We start from the raw sequence: 20,222 nt of genomic DNA, 5'->3' as shown, positions 1-20,222 counted from the left end.
ACTTTCCGCATACGGTCTCCGGGGGGATTGAATTGGCAACGGTCGAATACACACCGGAAAACGACTGATGGACTTCGAGCTGTCACCTATTCAGCGTGAACGCTGCGCCGGCATCGGCGCGGCTGTCGCCGAGCGGTTCGCCGAGCATGTGACGTCCGCCGACCCGGAGCTGGTGCGGCTTGCCTGGAAGGACGCGGCGGGCGTCGGACTGACGGGACTGTGTCTGTCCGAGCAGCACGGCGGGGCGGGGCTGGGGGCGCTGGACACGGCGCTGGGCCTCGAGGCGTTCGGCCGCTCCTGCTCCGACATGGGCCTGGTGTTCGGGGTCGCGGCGCACCTGCTGTCGTGTGCCGTGCCCGTCCGGGAGTTCGGGACGGACGAGGCGGCCAGGGAGCTGCTGACGGGCATGGCGGCGGGCGACCTGATCGCCGGGAACGCCATGACCGAGGACGAGGCGGGCTCGGACATCGGGCGGATCCGTACCACCGCCACCCGCACGGGCGAGGGGTATGTGCTGGCGGGGGAGAAGTCCTTCGTCAGCAATGCCCCGGTCGCGGACGTGTTCGTGACGTATGCGGTCACGGACCCGTCCGCCGGGTTCCTGGGCGTCTCGGCGTTCGCCGTGCCGCGGGAGCTCGACGGCGTCGTCGTGGGTCCGCCGCTGCGCAAGATGGGGCTGAACGGCTGCCTGGCGGCGCGCGTGCGGTTCGAGGACTGCGTCGTACCGGCTCGGTATCTGCTCGGTGCCGAGGGCAGCGGCGGGGCGATCTTCCAGCACTCCATGGCGTGGGAGCGCGGCTGTCTGTTCGCCGCCTACCTGGGGCTGATGGAACGGCAGCTGGCCGAGTGCGTCAGCCGTACGACCCGACGGCGTCAGTTCGGGCGGAAGATCTCCGGGTTCCAGGCGGTGTCGCACCGGATCGCCCGGATGCGGCAGCGGCTGGAGAGCGCGCGGCTGCTTCTGTACCGCGCCTGCTGGCTGCTCGACCAGGGCCGTACGGACGTCACCGCGATCGCCATGGCGAAGACCGCCGTCTCCGAGGCCGCGGTCGCCAACAGCCTGGACGCCATGCAGCTGTTCGGCTCGGCCGGCTACCTGGCTGACACCGGGATCGAGGAGCAGCTGCGCGACTGCCTGCCCACCACCGTCTTCTCCGGGACGACCGAGATCCAGCTGGAGCTCATCGCGAGAGAGGCAGGCCTGTGACCCTCCATCAACTCGTCATCGAGGCCGCCGCACGCAGGCCCGACGCGCCGGCCGTGAGCGGGCCGTCCGGCGCCCTCACCTACGGCGAGCTCGATGCCGCGGCCGACGCGATCGCCGCCAGGCTCGCCCGTCAGGGCGTCCGGCGCGGTGACCGTGTCGTGCTCTGGGCGGGCAAGAGCCCGGCGACGGTGGCGGCGACGCAGGCCGTCCTCAGGCTCGGTGCCGCCTATGTGCCCGTCGACGGCAGCAGCCCGGTGGCCCGGGTCGCGGCCATCGCCAGGGACTGCGCGGCGCGCGTCGTCCTGACCGACGGCGCACGGATTCCACGGATCTCCGCCGAACTGGGCCCGGACGTCCGCTACGAGGAGCTCGACGGCCCCTACGAGCCGGCGTCGGCCGTCGACGCCGCCACGGGCCCCGACGAGCTGGCGTACATCCTGTACACGTCGGGGTCGACCGGCGCACCCAAGGGCGTGTGCCTGACACACGCGAACGCACGGGCTTTCGTCGACTGGGCGTACGACCTGCTGGCGCCCGATGAGGACGACCGCTTCGCCAACCACGCACCCTTCGCCTTCGACCTGTCGGTGTTCGACCTGTACGTGGCGTTCCGCGCCGGTGCTTCGGTGCATCTCGTTCCCCCCGAGCTGTCCTTCGCGCCGATGCAGCTCGTCGAGTTCCTCCACCGCGAGCGGATCGGCGTCTGGTACTCGGTGCCGTCCGCCCTCGCGGTGATGATGCGGCACGGCGGACTCCTCGACCGTCCGGCGCCCGAGACGCTGCACACCGTCCTGTTCGCGGGTGAGCCGTTCCCCATCGCGCAACTCCGCGACCTGGCCGGCTGGACCGGTGCGCGGATGATGAACCTCTACGGCCCGACCGAGACCAACGTGTGCACCTACCACGAGGTCACGAAGGCGGACCTGGACCGCGACCGTCCGGTGCCGATCGGCATCGCCGCGAGCGGCGACCGGGTCTGGGCGCTGCGGGACGACGGAGGAGTCGCGACCGTGGGCGAGGAGGGCGAACTCGTCGTGGACGGCCCCACGGTGATGTCCGGCTACTGGGGCCGACCGCCGCACAGCGGCCCCTACCGTACCGGTGACCTGGTCCGGGTCCTTCCCGAGGGCGCGTTCGACTACGTCGGGCGCCGCGACCAGATGGTGAAGATCCGCGGCCACCGGGTCGAGCTCGGCGAGGTCGAGTCCGTGCTGGAGAACCACGCCGACGTCGCGGAGGCCGCCGCGGTAGCGGTGGGCGAAGGAGTCGACGCCCGCCTGGTGGCGTTCGCGGCTCCGCGATCCGGCTGTGACCTCGGCGTCCTGGCACTGCGGCAGTACCTCTCCCAGCGCCTGCCGCGCTACATGGTGGCGGACGAGGTGCGGATCCTCTCCCCGCTGCCGAGGAACGGCAACGGCAAGATCGACCGGCTGGTGCTGCAGGCGCGCGCCGGCGGGTCCGGAACAGGCAGTTCATGAACCGGAGTCGTGTCAACGATCTCCCGACACCCGGCAGAAACCGGCAGAAGGGGCGGCGCAATGACCCTCGATGAGGTCACACCGCGGATCACGGCCTTCATCAGCGAGAGCTTTCTCGACGGTGACCCGAAAGGCGAACTCACCGAGTCCACCCCGCTGCTCGAGTGGGAGGTCCTCAACTCGATGAACAGCGCGCTCCTGCTGAACTTCCTGCGGGAGGAACTGCGGGTCGACGTGCCGCTGTCGTCGATCAACGCGGCGAATTTCCGAGACATCGCCTCCATCAGCAAGCTCGTCGGCGGCCTGCTGGCCGTCCCTGCGGAAGGTGCCTGAGAACGATGAGTGTCGACTATGACGTCGTGATCGTCGGCGGTGGGCCGGCGGGTTCCAGCGCCGCCGCCTATCTGGCCAAGGCCGGTATGTCGGTGGCCGTGTTCGAGGGCGAGAACTTCCCCCGGCCGCATGTGGGCGAGTCGCTGGTCCCGGCCACCACGAGGGTGCTGCTGGAGACCGGGGTGATGGACAAGATCGAGGCGGCGGGCTTCCCGCGCAAGTACGGCGCGGCCTGGACGTCGTCCCAGTCGCGCAACGTCACCGCCGGCCAGGCGAGCACGCTCACGCATGAGCTCGGCGCGGCCGACATCCTGTTCAGTGAGCGCGACCAGCCGGGCGTCGACCGGGACTACACGTTCCACGTCGACCGCAGCAAGTTCGACCTCATCCTGCTCAAGCACGCCGAAAGCCTGGGCGCCAAGGTCTTCCAGGGGGTCCGGGCGCAGCGCGTGGACTTCGACGACCCGGACAAGGTCACCCTGACCTGCCGCTTGGGTCCCAAGGAGGTGGACGTCACCGCGAAAATGATCATCGACGCCTCCGGCCGACAGACCATGCTGGGCCGGCAGCTCGGGATCAAGGAGGCGGACCCCGTCTTCAACCAGTACGCCATCCACGCCTGGTTCGACGGCCTCGACCGGTCCGCGGTCGCCAACACCCCCGAGAAGGTCGACTACATCTACGTGCACTTCCTGCCGATCAGCGACACCTGGGTCTGGCAGATCCCCATCACCGACACCGTCACCAGTGTCGGCGTCGTGACGCAGAAGCACCGCTTCGCCGAGGCGAACATGGACCGCGACAAGTTCTTCTGGAGCTTCGTGGAGAGCCGGCCGGACCTGGCCGAGGCGCTGAGGAAGACGGAGCAGGTGACGCCCTTCAAGGTCGAGGGCGACTACAGCTACGCCATGCGGCAGATCTGCGGCGACCGGTACGTGCTGCTCGGTGACGCCGCGCGCTTCGTCGACCCGATCTTCTCCAGCGGGGTGAGCGTCGCGCTCAACAGCGCGCGGCTGGCCTGCCGTGACATCGTCGCCGCCGTCGAGGCCGACGACTTCTCGCGGGACAGGTTCACCACCTACGAGAAGACGATCCGCAACGGCGTCCGCAACTGGTACGAGTTCATCTCGGTCTACTACCGGCTGAACATCCTGTTCACCACGTTCGTGCAGGACCCGCGGTACCGGCTGGACATCATCCGGCTGCTCCAGGGCGACCTCTACGACGAGGAGGAGCCGGAGGTCCTGCGCGTCATGCGGGAGACGGTGACCGCCGTGGAGCAGGACCCGTCCCACCTGTGGCACTCGTACCTGGGCTCCCTACGCGCCCCGGTCCTGGCCCCGGCCTTCTAGGGCGTGTTGCGCAGGTCCCGGCCTCCACGGCCGTCGCCAGGGAACTCCGGGTCGTGACCGGCGCTGCCGCTCGGGCCGGTTCGGTCCGCGTCCGCGGGGAGTGCGAGTGTCCGGGTCACGACCCCGACACCCGGCGCCCGGACCGTGACGGAACCGATCACCTCGTCCTGGACCACAAGGTCGGCCAGCGACCACCCGGAGATGTCGCCGCACTCGTCCGGAAGCGACACCACCGCGCCGTGCGTCGTCGTGACGATGCCGCGCAGGTTCGTGGCGAGCCCGGTGCCGAGGGCCTTCGCCACGGCCTCCTTACGGGTCCAGAAACGGAGCACCTGTGCGTCTCTGCGCGCTTCCGGCAGCTCGTCCACGGCCTTCAGCTCGGCTTCGGACAGTGCCGTCCGGGCCAGCGCGCCGCGGTCGGCCAGCGGCCGCAGCCGCTCGACGTCGACGCCGACCGGAGCGTCCCGGGACACGGCGGCCGCCACCACGGCCTCGGCATGACTGAGGCTCACGTGGAGGCCGCCGGGCTCGACGACCAACGGGCGCCCCCGGGCGTCGCGCTCCCAGGCCTGCCGGTCCGGCGGACATGAGGTGTACGCCGCGACCAGCTGCCGACCGACCCGATGCGCGGTGGCCCGCGCCCGGCGATACCGCCGGGCGCGCTGGTCCAGGCTGAGCGGCTCACCCCCGGGCGCCGCGCCCACCGCCACCCAGACGGCGACGTAGCCGGACCCCGCGAGGTGGGGCTCACTCATATGTCGCCCTCTCCGGTATCCCACGGGGATCCCGATGCCGAAATTGCGGAAGATCATTGTAGAGCGAGGACTATCTTCAATGGCAGAACGACCGCTGACGAGCCCGTACGCCACGCCGATCGCCGTCGTCGGCATCGGCTGCCGGTTCCCCGGCGGCGCCCGCGATCTCGACTCCTTCGGTGCGGCGCTCAGCTCCGCGACCGCCGTCTTCGGGGACGTCCCCGCGACCCGCTGGGACCGCGGGTTCGCCGCCCCGGGCCCCTCCGGGCAGGGCACGGCGAGCCATGTCGGGGGGTTCCTGGAGGACATCGACCGGTTCGACGCCTCCTATTTCGGGGTCTCGCCACGCGAGGCGAGCGCGATGGACCCCCAGCAGCGGCTGCTGCTCGAGGTGGCCTGGGAGGCGATGAGCGACTCCGGGCGACCCGCGCACGCCTGGCACGGCACCCGCACCGGGGCGTTCTTCGGGATGTTCGCGCACGACTACGCGACGCTGCACACCAAGACGCTCGGCATCAAGGGCATCGGGCCGCACTACGCCAGCGGAACCGAGTTCAGCTTCGCGGCCGGCCGGCTGGCCTACACCTTCGACCTGCACGGGCCCATGGCCTCCCTCACCGCCGCCTGCTCCTCCTCCCTGTTCGCCGTGCACCTGGCGAGCCAGAGTCTGCGGTCCGGGGAGAGCGACATCGCCCTGGCCGGCGGCGTCAGCCTGATGATCACGCCCGAGCTGAGCGTCTTCATGAGCAGGATCGGCGCGATCTCGCCGACCGGGCGGTGCCGCCCGTTCGCGGCCGACGCCGACGGCATCCTCCGCGGTGACGGATGCGGCGTCCTCGTACTGAAGCGCCTGCCCGACGCGCTCGCCGACCGGGACCGGATCTACGCGGTCCTGCGGGCCTCGGTGGCCAACCACGACGGCCGCAGCCTCGGCATCACGGCGCCCAACGGCGTCGCCCAGGCCGAACTGCTGCGCTCCGCCCTCGGCAACGCGGAGATCGGTCCGTCGGACCTGGACTACGTGGAGGCCCATGGCACGGGGACCCCGCTCGGCGACCAGGTCGAACTCATGGCGCTGGACGAGGTCTACGGGCGGCAGCGGGACCCGGACAGCCCGCCGCTCTACGTGGGCTCCAACAAGGCGGTGTACGGGCACACCGACGGCGCGGCCGGAGTCGCCGGCCTGCTGAAGGGCCTGTGGGTCATCAACGCGCGGGAGGTGCCCGCCCAGCCCGACCCAGGGCGGCTCACCTCCGCCGTCGCCTGGGACCGCGGCAGGCTGGCGGTGCCCCTCGACACGGTCAGCCTCGCCGGACGGGACCGGCCGATCCGCGTCGGGGTGAGCTCGTCCGGGCTCAGCGGCACGAACGTCCATGTGATCGCGGAGGGCGTCGAGCCCGCCGCCGTCGAGCCCGCGGACACTCGCCCGGCCGGCCCCTACGTGCTGCTCGCCTCGGCCGCCCACCGGCCGGGCCTGGCCGAACAGATCTCCGCGATGGGGGAGCGGGTGAGCGCGGACGCCGACGGGCTCGGCGACCTGCTCGCCTCCGCCGCCACCCGGCGCACTCATGAACGGCACCGGTTCGCCGCCGTCGCGGCGGAACCGCAGGAGCTGGCGGCGGCCCTGGACGAGATGGAGGAGGCGCCGGACGGCGCCTACTTCGGCGCCGTGGACCCCGAGGGCGCCCCCGAACCGGTGTTCGTGTACTCGGGTCAGGGCGCTCAGTGGCCGGGCATGGCGGTGGACCTGTACGACGCCTCGCCGGTGGTCCGGGAGACCCTCGACGAGTGCGACGCGCTGATCCGGCGGGACGTGCCGTGGTCGCTGGTGGACGAGCTGCGACGGGGCGAGGACGGCCGGCTCGACCGCACCGACATCGCCCAGCCCGCCCTCCTCGCCGTACAGACGGCGCTGACCGGCTGGCTGGCCGAATGCGGCATCCGGCCCGAGACAGTGGTCGGACACAGCGTCGGGGAGATCGCCGCCGCGCACGCGGCGGGCGCGCTCTCCCGGGCCGACGCCGTGCGGCTGGCCGTCCGGCGGGGACAGATCCTTCAGGAGACGGCGGGCCGGGGCGCCATGCTGGCCGTCCGCGCCGACCGGGACACGGTCCTCGCGATGCTGGCCGACACCGGCCTGCCGGTGGTGGTCGCCGCGGTCAACGGACCCGAGACGGTCGTGCTCAGCGGCCCCGGCGACGCCGTCGACTCGGCCGCGGCGACGATCGAGAGCCGCGGCCTGCGATGCAAGCGACTGCCCGGCGGCTACGCGTTCCACAGCCCGGTGGTGGCCGAGTGCGGTCCGCGGCTGCGGGAGGCGCTGGCCGCTCTCACCGTCGCCACGCCCTCGGTGCGGCTGATCTCCACCGTGCTGCCGGACGATCCGGACGTGCGCTTCGACGCGGGCTACTGGGAACGCAACCTCACCGACCCCGTGCTCCTGTGGCCCGCCGTCGACCGGCTGCTCGCCGACGGCGACCGGGCGTTCGTCGAGATCGGCCCGCACTTCACGTTGGCCCGTCCGCTCGCGGACGCCGTCCGTCGCCGTGGACGCCGGGGACCGGTGACGGGCACCCTGCGCCGCGGCGAGTCCGGGCTGCTCGGGCTGCACAGGACGGTCGCGCAACTCCATGTCGGCGGCATCGACGTGGACTGGACGAAGATCACTGGAACGCCGGGCCGGTACCGGACGCTGCCGGTGCCCTCGTGGGGCGGCGACAAGTACTGGCTGCCGGGAGTCGAGCCGGGCGAGCAGGGGAGCGACCCGGCCGCCGTACCGGCGCAGATCCACCTGAGCCTGCGCGACGGCGACGGCCGGGTGATCGGCGACATGGTCGCGCGCCCGACGGACGACGTCGCCCCGGGCACCGGCGGCGCCGACGCCCCGCCGGCCCCCGTGGCCGCACCCGTAAACGCACCCGCACCCGTGGCCGTACCCGCAGCCGTCAGGAAGCCGCGGGTGGACGGTGGCCCGCTGCGGCGGGTGGAGGAGCAGGTCGCGGCGGTGCTCGGCCTCTCCGACGACGAGCCGCCCGCGCGCCGGCGCGGCCTGTTCGACCAAGGACTCGACTCGCTCACCGCGGTCGAGCTGCGGGACCGTCTGGCCGTCGAGTTCGGCCTGGAGCTGCCCCCGACGATCGTCTTCGAGAAGCCGACGATCGAGGCACTCGCTGCGTTCCTGGCGGAGACCGCCCCCGAAGCAGCCCCCGAAACCGACGGCGGGAACCGGGCGACCTCGCCGGCCACCCGGCCCGGCGGGCCTGCGGACGAGGACGGGTCGGCGGACGACGCCGTCGCGGTGATCGGCATGGCGTGCCGACTGCCCGGCGCGAGTTCGCCGGAGGAGTTCTGGGCGCTGCTGACCGAGGGCCGCCACGCGGTCCGCGACATGCCCGCCGGCCGCCGGTCCGACCCGATCTGGGCCGAGGCCGGGTCCGGCGTACCCCTCCGCGGCGGCTTCCTCGACGACGTGGAGGGATTCGACGCGGAGTTCTTCCGCGTCTCGCCGCGCGAGGCGAAGTCGCTCGACCCGCAGCACCGGCTGCTCCTCGAGGTCGCCTGGGAGGCACTGGAGGACGCCGGGCAGCCCGCGCCCACACTGGACGGCAGGGCCGCGGGTGTCTACTTCGGCCTCAACACCGCCGACTACCAGCAGCTGCTCACCCGTGACATGGCCGACGTCAACCACTTCTACGGCACCGGCACCACGTTCGCCGCGGCCGTCGGACGCCTGTCGTACTTCCTCGGGCTGAGCGGCCCCAGCATCGCCGTCGACACCGCGTGCTCCTCCTCCCTCACCGCGATCCACCTGGCCTGCCAGGGCCTGCGCGAGGGGGACTGCGAGATCGCCGTGGTGGGCGGCGCCAACGTGATCGTCGCGCCCACGGTGTCGGTCTCCATGGCGGGCGCCGGCGCCCTGGCACCCGACGGCAGGTGCAAGACCTTCGACGACGCGGCCGACGGCTACGGCCGGGGCGAGGGAGCGGCGGCGCTCATCCTCAAGCCGCTCGGCGCGGCCAGACGGGACGGCGACCGCGTCTACGCGGTGATCCGCGGTACCGCGGTCAACCAGGACGGCGCCAGCGGCGGCCTGACGGTGCCCAGCGCGTCCGCGCAGGTCGCCGTCATCCGGCGGGCCGTCGAGGCCGCGGGCTGGGCGCCGCGCGACGTCGACTACGTCGAGGCCCACGGCACCGGGACGCCCCTCGGCGACCCGATCGAGGTCCGCGCCCTCGCCGAGGCGCTGGGACAGGGGCGCGCGCCCGACGAGGCGCTGCTCATCGGCGCGGCCAAGGCCGGCATCGGCCATCTGGAGGCCGCGGCCGGCGTCACCGGGCTGCTCAAGGTGGTCCTCGCGCTCCACCACGGGGAGCTCCCGCCGCATCCGCTGAACCGTCCGTCGACGCAGATCGACTGGGACCGGCTCCCGGTCTCGGTGGTCACCGAGCGGCGGCAGTGGCCGCACCGGGACCGCCCGCGCCGGGCGGGCGTGAGCTCGTTCGGGTTCAGCGGCAGCAACGCGCACGTGGTCGTCGAACAGCCGTCGCAGATTGCGGAACCCACGGCGGCACCGCCCCGCGGGGCACCCTACGTCCTGATGGTCACCGCGGCGGCGGAACCGGCGCTGAAGCAGGCCGCCGAACGCCTCGCCGCCCGGCTCCGTGAGACTCCGGCCGACGTGGACGACATCGTCTTCACCGCCGCCTACCGCCGTACCTGGCTGAGTCACCGGCTCGCCGTCACCGGCCACGACGCCGCCGGACTCGCGGCGGCCCTGGAGGAGGCGGCGCGAGGCAGCGACACGCCGGCCGCCCGGACGGGGCAGGTGGCCGAGGGGGCCGAGCGCAGTGTCGGATTCCGGTACGGAGCGCAGCCGCCGTCCGCCACCCTGCGCGACCGGCTCGCGGGCGTGCCGGAGTACGCGGCTGCCCTGCGCTCCTGCGCCGAGCGCCTCACCGCGCTGACCGGCGAGAGCGTCGACCCGTTCGCCGCCCCGCCGGCCGACCTGCCGGCGGCCCATCTGCTGTGCCATCACGTCGCGGCGACCAGACTGTGGGCCACCGTCGGGCTGGTGCCGGAGGCCGTGGTCGGCGAGGGCGCGGGCCGGGTGGGCGCCGCCTGGGCGGCGGGACGACTCGCCCTGGACGACGCGCTGCGGCTGGCTGCCGGGCGGCCGGCCGGCGTGGAACTCCGCCCCGGCCGCATCCCCGAGGCGGCGGCGGACGGCGAAGGCCCCGCCATGTCGCCCGACGAACTCCTCCGGCCGGCCCGCCACGACACGTCCGCCGACCGGCCGGAGGGCCTCGCCGACGACATCTCGGCCGCGGGCGTGGACACGCTCCTCGACATCCTGCCGCGGGAGGACCTGCCCGATCGGCCGGCCGGCCGGTCGCGGGCGGAGACGGGCCCCGACGATCCGCTGGACCGGATCGCGGCCGCGGCGGCCGACCTGTTCGCCACCGGCGCCGTCCCCGCTCCGGCCGAGGCGGCACGCCGGCCCGTCAGCCTGCCCGGCTATCCGTGGCAGCGTCAGCGCCACTGGTACCGGGAGGCCGCCGACGTCCGCGGCGACCAGCCGGCGATTCCGTGGGTGATGGCCGCCGCCAGCACCACCGGTCTACGGGCACGCGCCGCCGCGGTACGAGACCTCACGGCACGGAGCCAGGACCTCAGCCCCCTCGGCGTGGGCTCCTCCCTGGCCGCGCTGCCGCACTCCGCCGCACACCGCGCCGTCCTGCTGGCCGGCGACGCCGGGGGCTTCGGCGACGCGTTGAGCGCGCTGACGGAGGGCCGGACCGCGGCGAACCTGATCCGGGGCACGGCCGCGGCCGAGCCGAAAACCGCGCTGGTCTTCCCGGGACAGGGCGCCCAGTGGCAGGGGATGGCCGCGGAGCTCATGGCGGCCGAACCGGCCTTCGCCGAGCGGATGCGCGCCTGCGGGGAGGCGCTGGCCGAGTACACCGACTGGTCGCTCGGCGCGGTGATCGCGGGTGAGCCCGGCGCCGCGTCGCTCGACCGGGTCGACGTCGTTCAGCCCACGCTCTTCGCCGTGATGGTCTCGCTCGCCGAACTCTGGCGCTCCTACGGGGTCGTGCCCGCGGCCGTGGTCGGTCACTCGCAGGGCGAGATCGCCGCCGCCTGTGTGGTCGGCGCGCTGTCGCTGAGCGATGCGGCCCGGGTCGTGGCGCTGCGCAGCGCGGAGCTGTCGCGACTGTCCGGCCGGGGCGGCATGGCCTCGGTCGCGCTCGGCGCGGAGGCGGTCACCGGCATGCTTCGCCGCTTCGCCGACCGGCTGTCCATCGCCGCGATCAACGGTCCGAGCAGCGTCGTGGTGGCGGGTGACGTCGCCGCTCTGGAGGAACTGGCGGCCGTCTGCGAGCGCGACGGCGTCCGGTTCCGGCGCGTCGACGTCGACTACGCCTCGCACTCGCCGCACGTGGAGCAGATCCGTGAGCGGCTCGGGCACGTCCTCGCGGGCATCAGGCCCCGCCAGGGGAGCGCGCCGTTCTACTCCTCGGCCACCGGCGGCCTGCTCGACACCGCCGAACTCGGTCCGGAGTACTGGTACCACAGCCTTCGCCGGCAGGTGCGGTTCGAGGAGTCGGTCCGCGCGCTGCTCGCGGACGGGCACACCCTGTTCATCGAGTCCAGCCCGCACCCGGTGCTCACCCCGGCGATCGAGGAGACGGTCGAGCAGACCGGCAGCGACGCGAGGGCACTGGGCACGCTGCGCAAGAACGACGGCGGCACCGGACGCTTCCTGGCCTCCCTCGCCGAGGCGTACACGCGGGGCGCCGACGTGGACTGGCAGCCGGTCTTCGCCGGGCGCGACGCGGAGCCGGCCGCGATCCCGGACGTCGCCGCCCACGAACTGGACGCCTGGCGCTACCGCGTCGACTGGCGGCCCGCCGCCGACCCCGGAGAACCGCCGCTGAGTGGAACCTGGCTGGTCCTGGCTCCCGGCACCGGCCCGGGACAGGACCGCGCGGCGGACGTGTGCCGGGTGCTCGCCGCTCGGGGCGCGGACGCGCGGCAGCTCACCCTGGACGCGGCGCGCGACGGCCGGGATCACCTCGCCGGCCTGCTCCGCGGCGCGTCGGCCGCGGACGCGGCGGGTGTGCTGTCCCTGCTGGCGCTGGACGAGCGCCCGCACCAGGAGTTCCCGGACGTCCCGGCGGGTTCGGCCGCCACCCTGGCCCTGGTGCAGGCGCTGGGCGACGTGGGGGCCGACATCCCGATGTGGCTCGTGACCGCCGGTGCGGTCCCCGTGGACGGCGGCGATCTTCGTTCACCGGCGCAGGCCCAGGTCTGGGGCCTGGGGCGGGTGGCCGGCCTGGAGGTTCCGCAACGCTGGGGCGGCCTGATCGACCTGCCCGGCTCATCGGGCGACGACGCGCTTCAACGGCTGTGTGCCGTGCTGGGCGGCGGTCTGGGCGCGGAGGACCAGATCGCCGTACGCGACAGCGGTGTGCACGTGCGGCGACTGGTGCGTGATCCGGTGGCCGACCGGCCCGTGACCCGCACATGGGAGCCGGGCGGCAGCGTGCTGATCACCGGCGGCACCGGCCGGCTCGGCCGGCGGATCGCCCGGTGGCTGGCGGCCTCCGGCGCGGAGCACATCATCCTCGTCGGCCGGCGGGGCCGAAACGCACCGGGCGCGGCCGAGTTCGAGACCGAACTCGTGCGGTCCGGTACGTCGGTGACGATGGCGGCCTGCGACGTGGCCGACCGGGCCGCGATGGGGGAGCTGCTGCGCGCGGCCCGATCCGCGGGACGGCCGGTCCGTACGGTCCTTCACGCGGCGGTCGTCCCCGAGCCCGGCCCGCTGTCCGGGACGACGTTGGCGCAGCTCGCCGGCACCCTGCACGCCAAGGTGACAGGCGCGCGCGTCCTGGACGAGCTGCTGAGCGAGGATCTTGAGGACGGCGAGGACGATGTGGACGCCTTCGTCCTGTTCTCGTCCGTCGCGGGCGTCTGGGGGGCGGCCGAGAACGGCGTTTTCGCGGCCGCCGACGCACACGTGGACGCCCTGGCCGTCCAGCGCCGCGCCAGGGGCCGGGCGGGCACCACGATCGCCTGGAGCTTCTGGAACGCGTTCGGGGACGACGCCGACGACGCGGCGGTGCGCGACATGTTCACCAGCCAGTCGGAACGGCAGGGCCTGCCCCTCCTGGAGCCCGGGCAGGCGCTGCGGGCGCTGCGGCATGTGCTCGACAGGGACGAGACCTCCGTGGCCGTCGCCGACGTCGAGTGGGAGCGGTTCGCCCAGCTCTACACGGCGGCCCGCTCCCGGCCGCTCCTCGACGAACTGTCGGACGTGCGGGGTGTCGCGGGTGGGACGCCGGGGCAGGGCGACCAGGAGGCGGGGGAGAGCGCCCTCGCCCAACTGCTGGCGCGGACGCCGGAGTCCGAGCGCGAGTGGGCGGTGCTGGACCTGGTCAGGACCGAGGCCGCAGTCGTACTGGGCTACGGCCGGGCCGGCGACCTGGACCCCGACCGGCCCTTCACCGAGATGGGGTCCGACTCCGTCACGGCGGTCGAGTTCCGCACCCGCCTGAACACGGCCACCGGGCTGCGCCTGCCGGCGTCCCTCGCGTTCGACTACCCCACCGCCACGGCCGTCGCAGGCTGCCTGCTCGAGCTCGCCTCCGGCGAATCCGCCGTGCCGTCCGGGAACCCGCCGGCCGTCGACGAGCCGATCGCGATCGTGGGGATGTCGTGCCGCCTGCCGGGGGGTGTGACGTCGCCGGAGGAGTTCTGGCGGCTGCTGTCCGAGGGCCGGGACGGCGTGTCCGCCTTCCCCGCGGACCGGGGCTGGGATCTGGCCGGGCTGTTCGATCCGGACCCCGATCACCTGGGGACGTCGTATGTCCGCGAGAGCGGGTTCCTGGACGGGGTGGGGGAGTTCGACGCGGAGTTCTTCGGGATCTCCCCGCGTGAGGCGCTGACCATGGACCCGAGGCAGCGGCTGCTGCTGGAGACCTCCTGGGAACTGTTCGAGAACGCCGGAGTGGACCCGCTCGGCCTCAAGGGCAGCCCGACGGGGGTGTTCGTGGGCGCCGGTCCGACGGACTACGCGACCGGGGCGCCGCTGGCACCGCGCAGCGCCGAGGGATATGCGGTGACCGGAAGCACACCGGCCGTGATATCGGGTCGTGTGTCGTACTTCTTCGGGCTGGAGGGCCCGGCGGTGACGATCGACACGGCGTGTTCGTCCGCTCTGGTGGCGCTGCACATGGCGTGTCAGGCGCTGCGGGCCGGTGAGTGCTCGATGGCGGTGGCCGGCGGCGTCTCGGTGATATCGAGTCCGAAGGTGTTCGTCGAGTTCAGCCGGCAGCGCGCGCTGTCGGCGGACGGACGGTGCAAGGCGTTCGCCGAGGCCGCCGACGGCACCGGGTTCGCCGAGGGCGTCGGCCTGCTGCTGGTCGAACCGCTGTCGCAGGCCCGGCGCCAGGGACACGAGGTGCTCGCCGTCATCCGGGGCTCGGCGGTCAACCAGGACGGCGCGTCGAACGGACTGACGGCGCCGAACGGCCCGTCCCAGCAACGGGTGATCCGCCAGGCGGTGGCGAACGCGGGCCTGTCGCTGCGGGACGTGGACGTGGTGGAGGCGCACGGCACGGGCACGATGCTGGGGGACCCGATCGAGGCGCAGGCGCTGTTGGCGACGTACGGGCAGGAGCGTCCCGAGGGCAGGCCGGTGCTGCTGGGGTCGGTGAAGTCCAACATCGGTCATACGCAGGCGGCGGCCGGTGCGGTCGGCGTGATGAAGATGGTGCTGGCGATGCGCCATGGGACGGTGCCCGCCACGCTGCATGTCGACGAGCCGAGCCGGAAGGTGGACTGGTCGGCCGGTGAGGTCGAGCTCGCGGTCAAGGCGCTGCCGTGGCCCGACGCGGAACATCCCCGGCGCGCGGGGGTCTCCGCGTTCGGCGTCAGCGGCACCAACGTCCACCTGATCGTCGAAGAGCCACCGGCTGAGCCGCAAGAGCCGCAGGAGCAGCCCGAGCAGCCCGAGCAGGAGGGTACCCCCGGTCCGGATGCGGCGAACTCGCCGCTTCCCTGGCCCGTCTCGGCGGCGTCCCCCGCTTCGCTGCGGCAACAGGCCGGCAGGCTGCACCGGCTGCTCGCGGACGAGTCGGACGTGCGGCCGCGCGACATCGGCTGGAGCCTGGCCGCCACCCGGTCGGCGCTGCCGTACCGCGCGGTGGTCCTCGGAGCGGGCCGCGACGACTACCCGCGCCCGCTCACCCGGCTCGCCGACGAGGAGCCGGACCCCGCGCTGGTGTGCGGCACCGCACGGCGCAAGCCACGGGTCGTGTTCGTCTTCCCGGGACAGGGCAGCCAGTGGTCCGGGATGGCCGCGGAACTGCTCGACACCTCCCCGGAGTTCGCCGGCTACGTCCGGGAATGCGAGCAGGCGCTGGCTCCGTACACCGACTGGTCGTTGACCGACGTGCTCCGCCGCTCGGACGGGGCGCCCGGCCTGGAACGGGTCGACGTGGTGCAGCCGGCCCTGTTCGCAGTGATGGTCTCGCTGGCCCGCCTGTGGCAGCACCACGGCGTGCACCCCGCGGCCGTCGTCGGGCACTCCCAGGGCGAGATCGCCGCCGCGTACGTGGCCGGCGCGCTGTCGCTGGAGGACGCCGCCAAGGTGGTGGCCGTACGGGCCGCGGCACTGGCCAGGCTGACCGGCTCCGCGGGGATGGCCTCGCTGCACGCCGACGAGGACCAGGCGGCGACCCTCCTCGCCCCTTGGCAGGGGCGGGTGTCGATCGCGACCGTCAACAGCCCCTCGCAGGTCGTCGTGGCCGGTGACACCGACGCGCTGGACGAGCTGAGCGCAGAGTGCGAACGGCGCGGGATCCGGATCCGGCGGATCGAGGTCAGCTACGCCTCGCACTCGCCGCAGGTCGAGCCGATGCGCGACGGCCTCCTCACCGAGCTGGCCGCCATCGCGCCCCGGCGCGCGCGCATCCCGTTCTACTCCGCGGTGACCGCGGAGCCGATCGACACCACCGGGCTGGACGCGGAGTACTGGTACCGGAACCTGCGGGAACCGGTGCTGTTCGCGCGCACCACCAAGAAGCTGCTCGACAACGGCTTCACCATGTTCGTCGAGGCGAGCCCGCACCCCGTGCTGGCCGCCGCGGTGCTGGACACCGCCACGTCGGCGGACGTCGCGACCGAGCCGGTGACGGTGGGCTCGCTGCGCCGCGACGAGGGCGGCATGGCCCGCTTCACCACCTCGCTCGCACAGGCATGGGTGAACGGCGCGGACCTGGACTGGGCCAAGCTGATCCCCGGCGGCAGCCGGGTCCCCCTGCCCACCTACGCCTTCGACCAGCGGCGGTTCTGGATGGACGACGAGAGCGCCGCCGCGGACCCGGCCACCCTCGGCGTGACGGCACCGGACCACCCGCTGCTCGGCGCCGCGGTGGAACTCGCCGACAGCGGCGGCCTGGTGCTCACCGGGCGGCTGTCGGCCCGCACCCTGCCATGGCTGGCCGATCACTCGGTCGACGGCGTGTGTCTGCTGCCGGGCACGGGGTTCGCCGAGCTGGCTCTGCGCGCCGGAGCCGAGGCAGGCTGCCCATGTGTCGAGGAACTGACCCTGGAAGCGCCGTTGCTGCTGCACGGCGACGATCCGGTGAGCCTCCAACTGATCGTGGGCCCGCCCGACGATGCCGGGCATCGGCCCCTGGCCGTCTACTCACGCCCGGACGGTGAGAACAGCCAGGGCGGTGAGTGGACGCGGCACGCGTCGGCGGCCCTGGCGGCGGCCGGCCGCACGGCTTCGGCCACGCCGGCCGAGTGGCCGCCGCCCGGTGCCGAACCCGTGCCGATGGACCCCGACTCCTTCTACGCGGCGGGAGCGGAGGCCGGCTACACCTACGGGCCGTCGTTCCAGGGTCTGGCCCGGGCGTGGCGGAGCGGCGACGAGGTCTACGCCGAGATATCGCCGCCTGCCCAGGTGAGAGAGGAGGCGGGTCGGTACGGCATCCATCCCGCGCTGCTCGACGCGGCGCTGCACGCGATGGTCCTGGCCCCGTCCGCCGCGCAGGGCGACGGCCCCGACAGGACGGTGCGGCTGCCGTTCAGCCTGTCCGGCGTGTCACTGTTCGCGCCCGGTTCACGAGCCCTGCGGGTGCGCATCGCGCCGGCCGGCCCGGATGCGGTGGCGTTGACCGCGGCGGACGAGACCGGCGACCCGGTGTTGGTGATCGAACGCCTGGTCACCCGGCCGGTCCCGGTCGAGCAGCTCTCCGTGGCCGCGAGCCCCGCCAACCGCTCCCTGTTCCACCTGGACTGGGTTCCGCTGGCGGCGCAGGACCATCGCGTCGACGGCGACTGGGCCGTACTCGGCGAGGACACCTTCGGCCTCGCCGACTCGCTGACGGCGTCGGGAACCCCCGTGCACACCTACCCCGATGTGGCCACCCTGCTCAGCGCCCTGGCCGACGGTGCGCCGACCCCCCGCACAGCGGTCCTCCCCTGTACGACGACGGCGGGCGTCGGGCTGCCCGGTTCCGCCCTCGACCTGACCGACAGGGTGCTGCATGACGTCCAGGCCTGGCTGGCCGACGACCGGACGCTCGACACACGGCTGGTCGTGGTCACCCGCCGCGCGCTCGCGGTCGGGGACCCCGGAGACGTGCACGACCTCGCCGCGGCCCCGGTGTGGGGGCTGCTTCGCTCGGCGCAGGCCGAGAACCCGGGCCGCATCGTCCTCGCCGACCTGGACGACAACGACGGCACGGCCGCGCTCGCGCTGGCCGGCGACGAGCCGCAGATCGCGATCCGGCGGGGCGCGCTGCTGATCCCCAGGCTGGCCGCGGCGGGCCTGCCGCCGGGCAGGCTGACGCCGCCGCTCGGCGGCCGGTGGAGGCTCGAACCGGACCCGGCCGGTGTCCTGGACGCCATGTCCGTGGTGGCGTGCCCGGAGACCGGAGAGCCCCTGGCAGCGGGCCAGGTGCGGGTGCGGGTCCGTGCCGCCGGGATCAGCTTCCACGATCTCCTCGTCGCCCTGGGGCTGCCGCCGGACGACGGCCTGTTCATCGGCGGCGAAGGATCCGGGGTGATCCGGGCGACCGGCCCCGGCGTGAGTGGGCTGAAGCCCGGGGACAGGGTCATGGGGCTGATGCCACAGGCGTTCGGCACCGAAGCGGTCACCGACCACCGCTGGCTGGTCCCGATCCCGCGGGACTGGTCGTTCGAGCAGGCGGCCTCGGTCCCCTCCGCCTTCCTGACCGCCCACTTCGCTCTGCACGAGGCGGCCGGCCTGCGCGCCGGACAACGAGTCCTCGTGCACGCGGCGGCCGGCGGAGTCGGCACGGCGGCGGTCCAGATCGCCCGCCACCTGGGCGCCGAGGTGTTTGCCACGGCCGCCCCGGCCAAGCACGACGCGCTACGGCGGATGGGCCTGGACGACGCTCACATCTCCTCGTCACGGGACTCCGCGTTCGCCGACCGGGTGCTCGCCGCCACCGACGGTGCGGGAGTCGACGTCGTCGTCAACTCGCTGGCCGGCGAACTCATCGACGCCTCGCTGCGCCTGCTGCCCAAGGGCGGTCACTTCATCGAGCTGGGCAAGACCGATCGCCGGGACCCGGAAGAGGTCGCCGCGGCCTGTCCCGGCGTGGTGTACCGGCCGGTGGACCTGGTGCCGGACACCAGCCCGGAGTCGATCGGGACCATGCTGACCGAGGTCGTCGGGCTGCTGCGGGACGGCGCCGTACAGCCGCTGCCCGTCCGCACCTGGGACGTTCGTGACGCGCCCGAGGCATTCCGGCACATGGCCCAGGCCAAGCACATCGGCAAACTCGTCCTGACGATTCCGCCCGTTCCCGATCCGGAGGGCACGGTACTGATCACCGGCGGCACCGGGACACTGGGCGCCTTGGTGGCGAAGCACCTGGCCGGCCCCTGGGGGATGCGCCACATCCTGCTGGCGAGCCGCCAGGGCGCCACCGCGCCGGGCGCCGGGGAACTGCGGGCGGAACTCGCCGGGCTGGGCGCCGACGTGCGGCTCGCCGCCTGCGACATCGCCGACCGCGAGGCCCTGGCGGACCTGCTGGACGGGATCGCGGCCGACCACCCGCTCACCGCCGTGGTCCACACGGCGGGGGTGCTGGACGACACGGTGTTCACCTCCCTCACCGGCGAACGCCTGGCGCCGGTGCTGCGTCCCAAGGTCGATGCCGCCGTCCACCTCGACCAGCTCACCGCCGACCTCGACCTCGGCATGTTCGCCCTGTACTCCTCCGCGGCCGGCCTGCTCGGCAACCCCGGGCAGGCCAACTACGGCGCGGCCAACGTGTTCCTCGACACGCTTGCCGCGGTCAGGCGCTCGCGCGGGCAGGCCGCCACGTCGATCGCCTGGGGCCTGTGGGCGCCCGACAGCGCACTGACGGGGCAGATGAACGCCGTGGACCGCGATCGGCTCTCCCGGGGAGGGGCGCAGGCCATGTCCGCCGCGGAAGGCCTCGCCCTGTTCGACCAAGGGGTCAGGTCCGGGGAGCCGCTGGTCGTGGCGGCGCACATCGACCGCGCGGCGCTGCGCGCCCAGGACAGCCAGGGGACGCTCCCGCCCGTCATGCGCGGGCTGGCGCCGCGCCGCGGTCGGCCCGAGCACACCGCGGGCGACAGCGGCACCTCCGAAGGACTGGCCGGCCGGCTCGCCGGGATGTCCCCGGCCGAGCGGCGCCAGGCGCTGGTGAACCTCGTGCGGAAACAGGCCGCCGCGGTGCTGGGCCATGGCTCGGCGAGTTCGCTGGACGTCGACCGCGGGTTCCTGGAGATGGGATTCGACTCCCTGACAGCCGTCGAACTGCGCAACCGGCTGGCCACGGCCACCGGTCTGCGGCTGCCCGCGACCGTCATCTTCGACTGCCCGACGCCCTTGGACCTCGCACGCGGCCTCGAAGAGCGGTTCAGTCCGGTGAGTGACGTCCCGAGCGCGGCGGACGGCGGCGACGACGACGACCACCGGCAGCGCGTCGACGAGGAGACCAGTGCCGTCGACGACATGGACGTGGACGAACTGATCCGCGCGGTGCACGGTGCCGAAGGCCACGAGCAGAACTCCGGAGAGTGA

Annotated in this window: 6 protein-coding genes; 5 read left to right on the top strand and 1 reads right to left on the bottom strand. The window is 73.6% G+C overall.

Annotated elements, in window-relative coordinates; all coding sequences use genetic code 11:
* Window positions 1-67 precede the first annotated feature (67 nt).
* Genes B5557_RS09735 through B5557_RS09720 form a run of 4 tightly spaced genes read left to right on the top strand, consistent with a single transcriptional unit; the run spans window position 68 to window position 4,370 of the window.
* Entirely contained in the window at window positions 68-1,207 is a 1,140-nt protein-coding gene (locus B5557_RS09735) for an acyl-CoA dehydrogenase family protein (protein WP_079658735.1), read from the top strand.
* The gene (locus B5557_RS09730; protein ID WP_079658734.1) at window positions 1,204-2,685 is read left to right on the top strand and encodes an amino acid adenylation domain-containing protein; all 1,482 of its coding nucleotides are present in this window, start codon (window positions 1,204-1,206) and stop codon (window positions 2,683-2,685) included. Before B5557_RS09735 ends, B5557_RS09730 begins: the two co-directional genes overlap by 4 nt.
* A gap of 60 nt (window positions 2,686-2,745) precedes the next feature.
* Window positions 2,746-3,018, top strand: a complete 273-nt coding sequence (locus B5557_RS09725; protein ID WP_079658733.1) for a hypothetical protein — start codon at window positions 2,746-2,748, stop codon at window positions 3,016-3,018.
* A gap of 5 nt (window positions 3,019-3,023) precedes the next feature.
* Window positions 3,024-4,370, top strand: coding sequence for an NAD(P)/FAD-dependent oxidoreductase (locus B5557_RS09720; RefSeq protein WP_079658732.1), 1,347 nt, complete (start codon window positions 3,024-3,026; stop codon window positions 4,368-4,370).
* On the opposite strand, the gene B5557_RS09715 is transcribed toward B5557_RS09720, so the two are convergent.
* A complete protein-coding gene (locus B5557_RS09715; protein WP_231976319.1) occupies window positions 4,367-5,125 on the bottom strand; it encodes a 4'-phosphopantetheinyl transferase family protein in 759 nt (252 codons plus the stop codon). The two genes, B5557_RS09720 and B5557_RS09715, sit on opposite strands and share 4 nt — an antisense overlap.
* Window positions 5,126-5,204: 79 nt before the next feature.
* Here B5557_RS09715 and B5557_RS42730 point away from each other — a divergent pair, with 79 nt between their 5' ends.
* A complete protein-coding gene (locus B5557_RS42730; RefSeq protein WP_159424362.1) occupies window positions 5,205-20,222 on the top strand; it encodes a type I polyketide synthase in 15,018 nt (5,005 codons plus the stop codon).

The sequence above is a fragment of the Streptomyces sp. 3214.6 genome, from assembly GCF_900129855.1.
Lineage (GTDB): Bacteria > Actinomycetota > Actinomycetes > Streptomycetales > Streptomycetaceae > Streptomyces > Streptomyces soliscabiei.
The sequence above is the reverse complement of the archived record's forward strand: the minus strand, read 5'-3'. Positions and strand labels throughout refer to the sequence as shown.

Bases quoted from the DNA above. Each gene is read 5' to 3' on its own strand.
- B5557_RS09725 (WP_079658733.1), top strand. From the start codon at position 2,746: ATGACCCTCGATGAGGTCACACCGCGGATCACGGCCTTCATCAGCGAG.
- B5557_RS42730 (WP_159424362.1), top strand. From the start codon at position 5,205: ATGGCAGAACGACCGCTGACGAGCCCGTACGCCACGCCGATCGCCGTC.
- B5557_RS09735 (WP_079658735.1), top strand. From the start codon at position 68: ATGGACTTCGAGCTGTCACCTATTCAGCGTGAACGCTGCGCCGGCATC.
- B5557_RS09715 (WP_231976319.1), bottom strand. From the start codon at position 5,125: ATGAGTGAGCCCCACCTCGCGGGGTCCGGCTACGTCGCCGTCTGGGTG.
- B5557_RS09720 (WP_079658732.1), top strand. From the start codon at position 3,024: ATGAGTGTCGACTATGACGTCGTGATCGTCGGCGGTGGGCCGGCGGGT.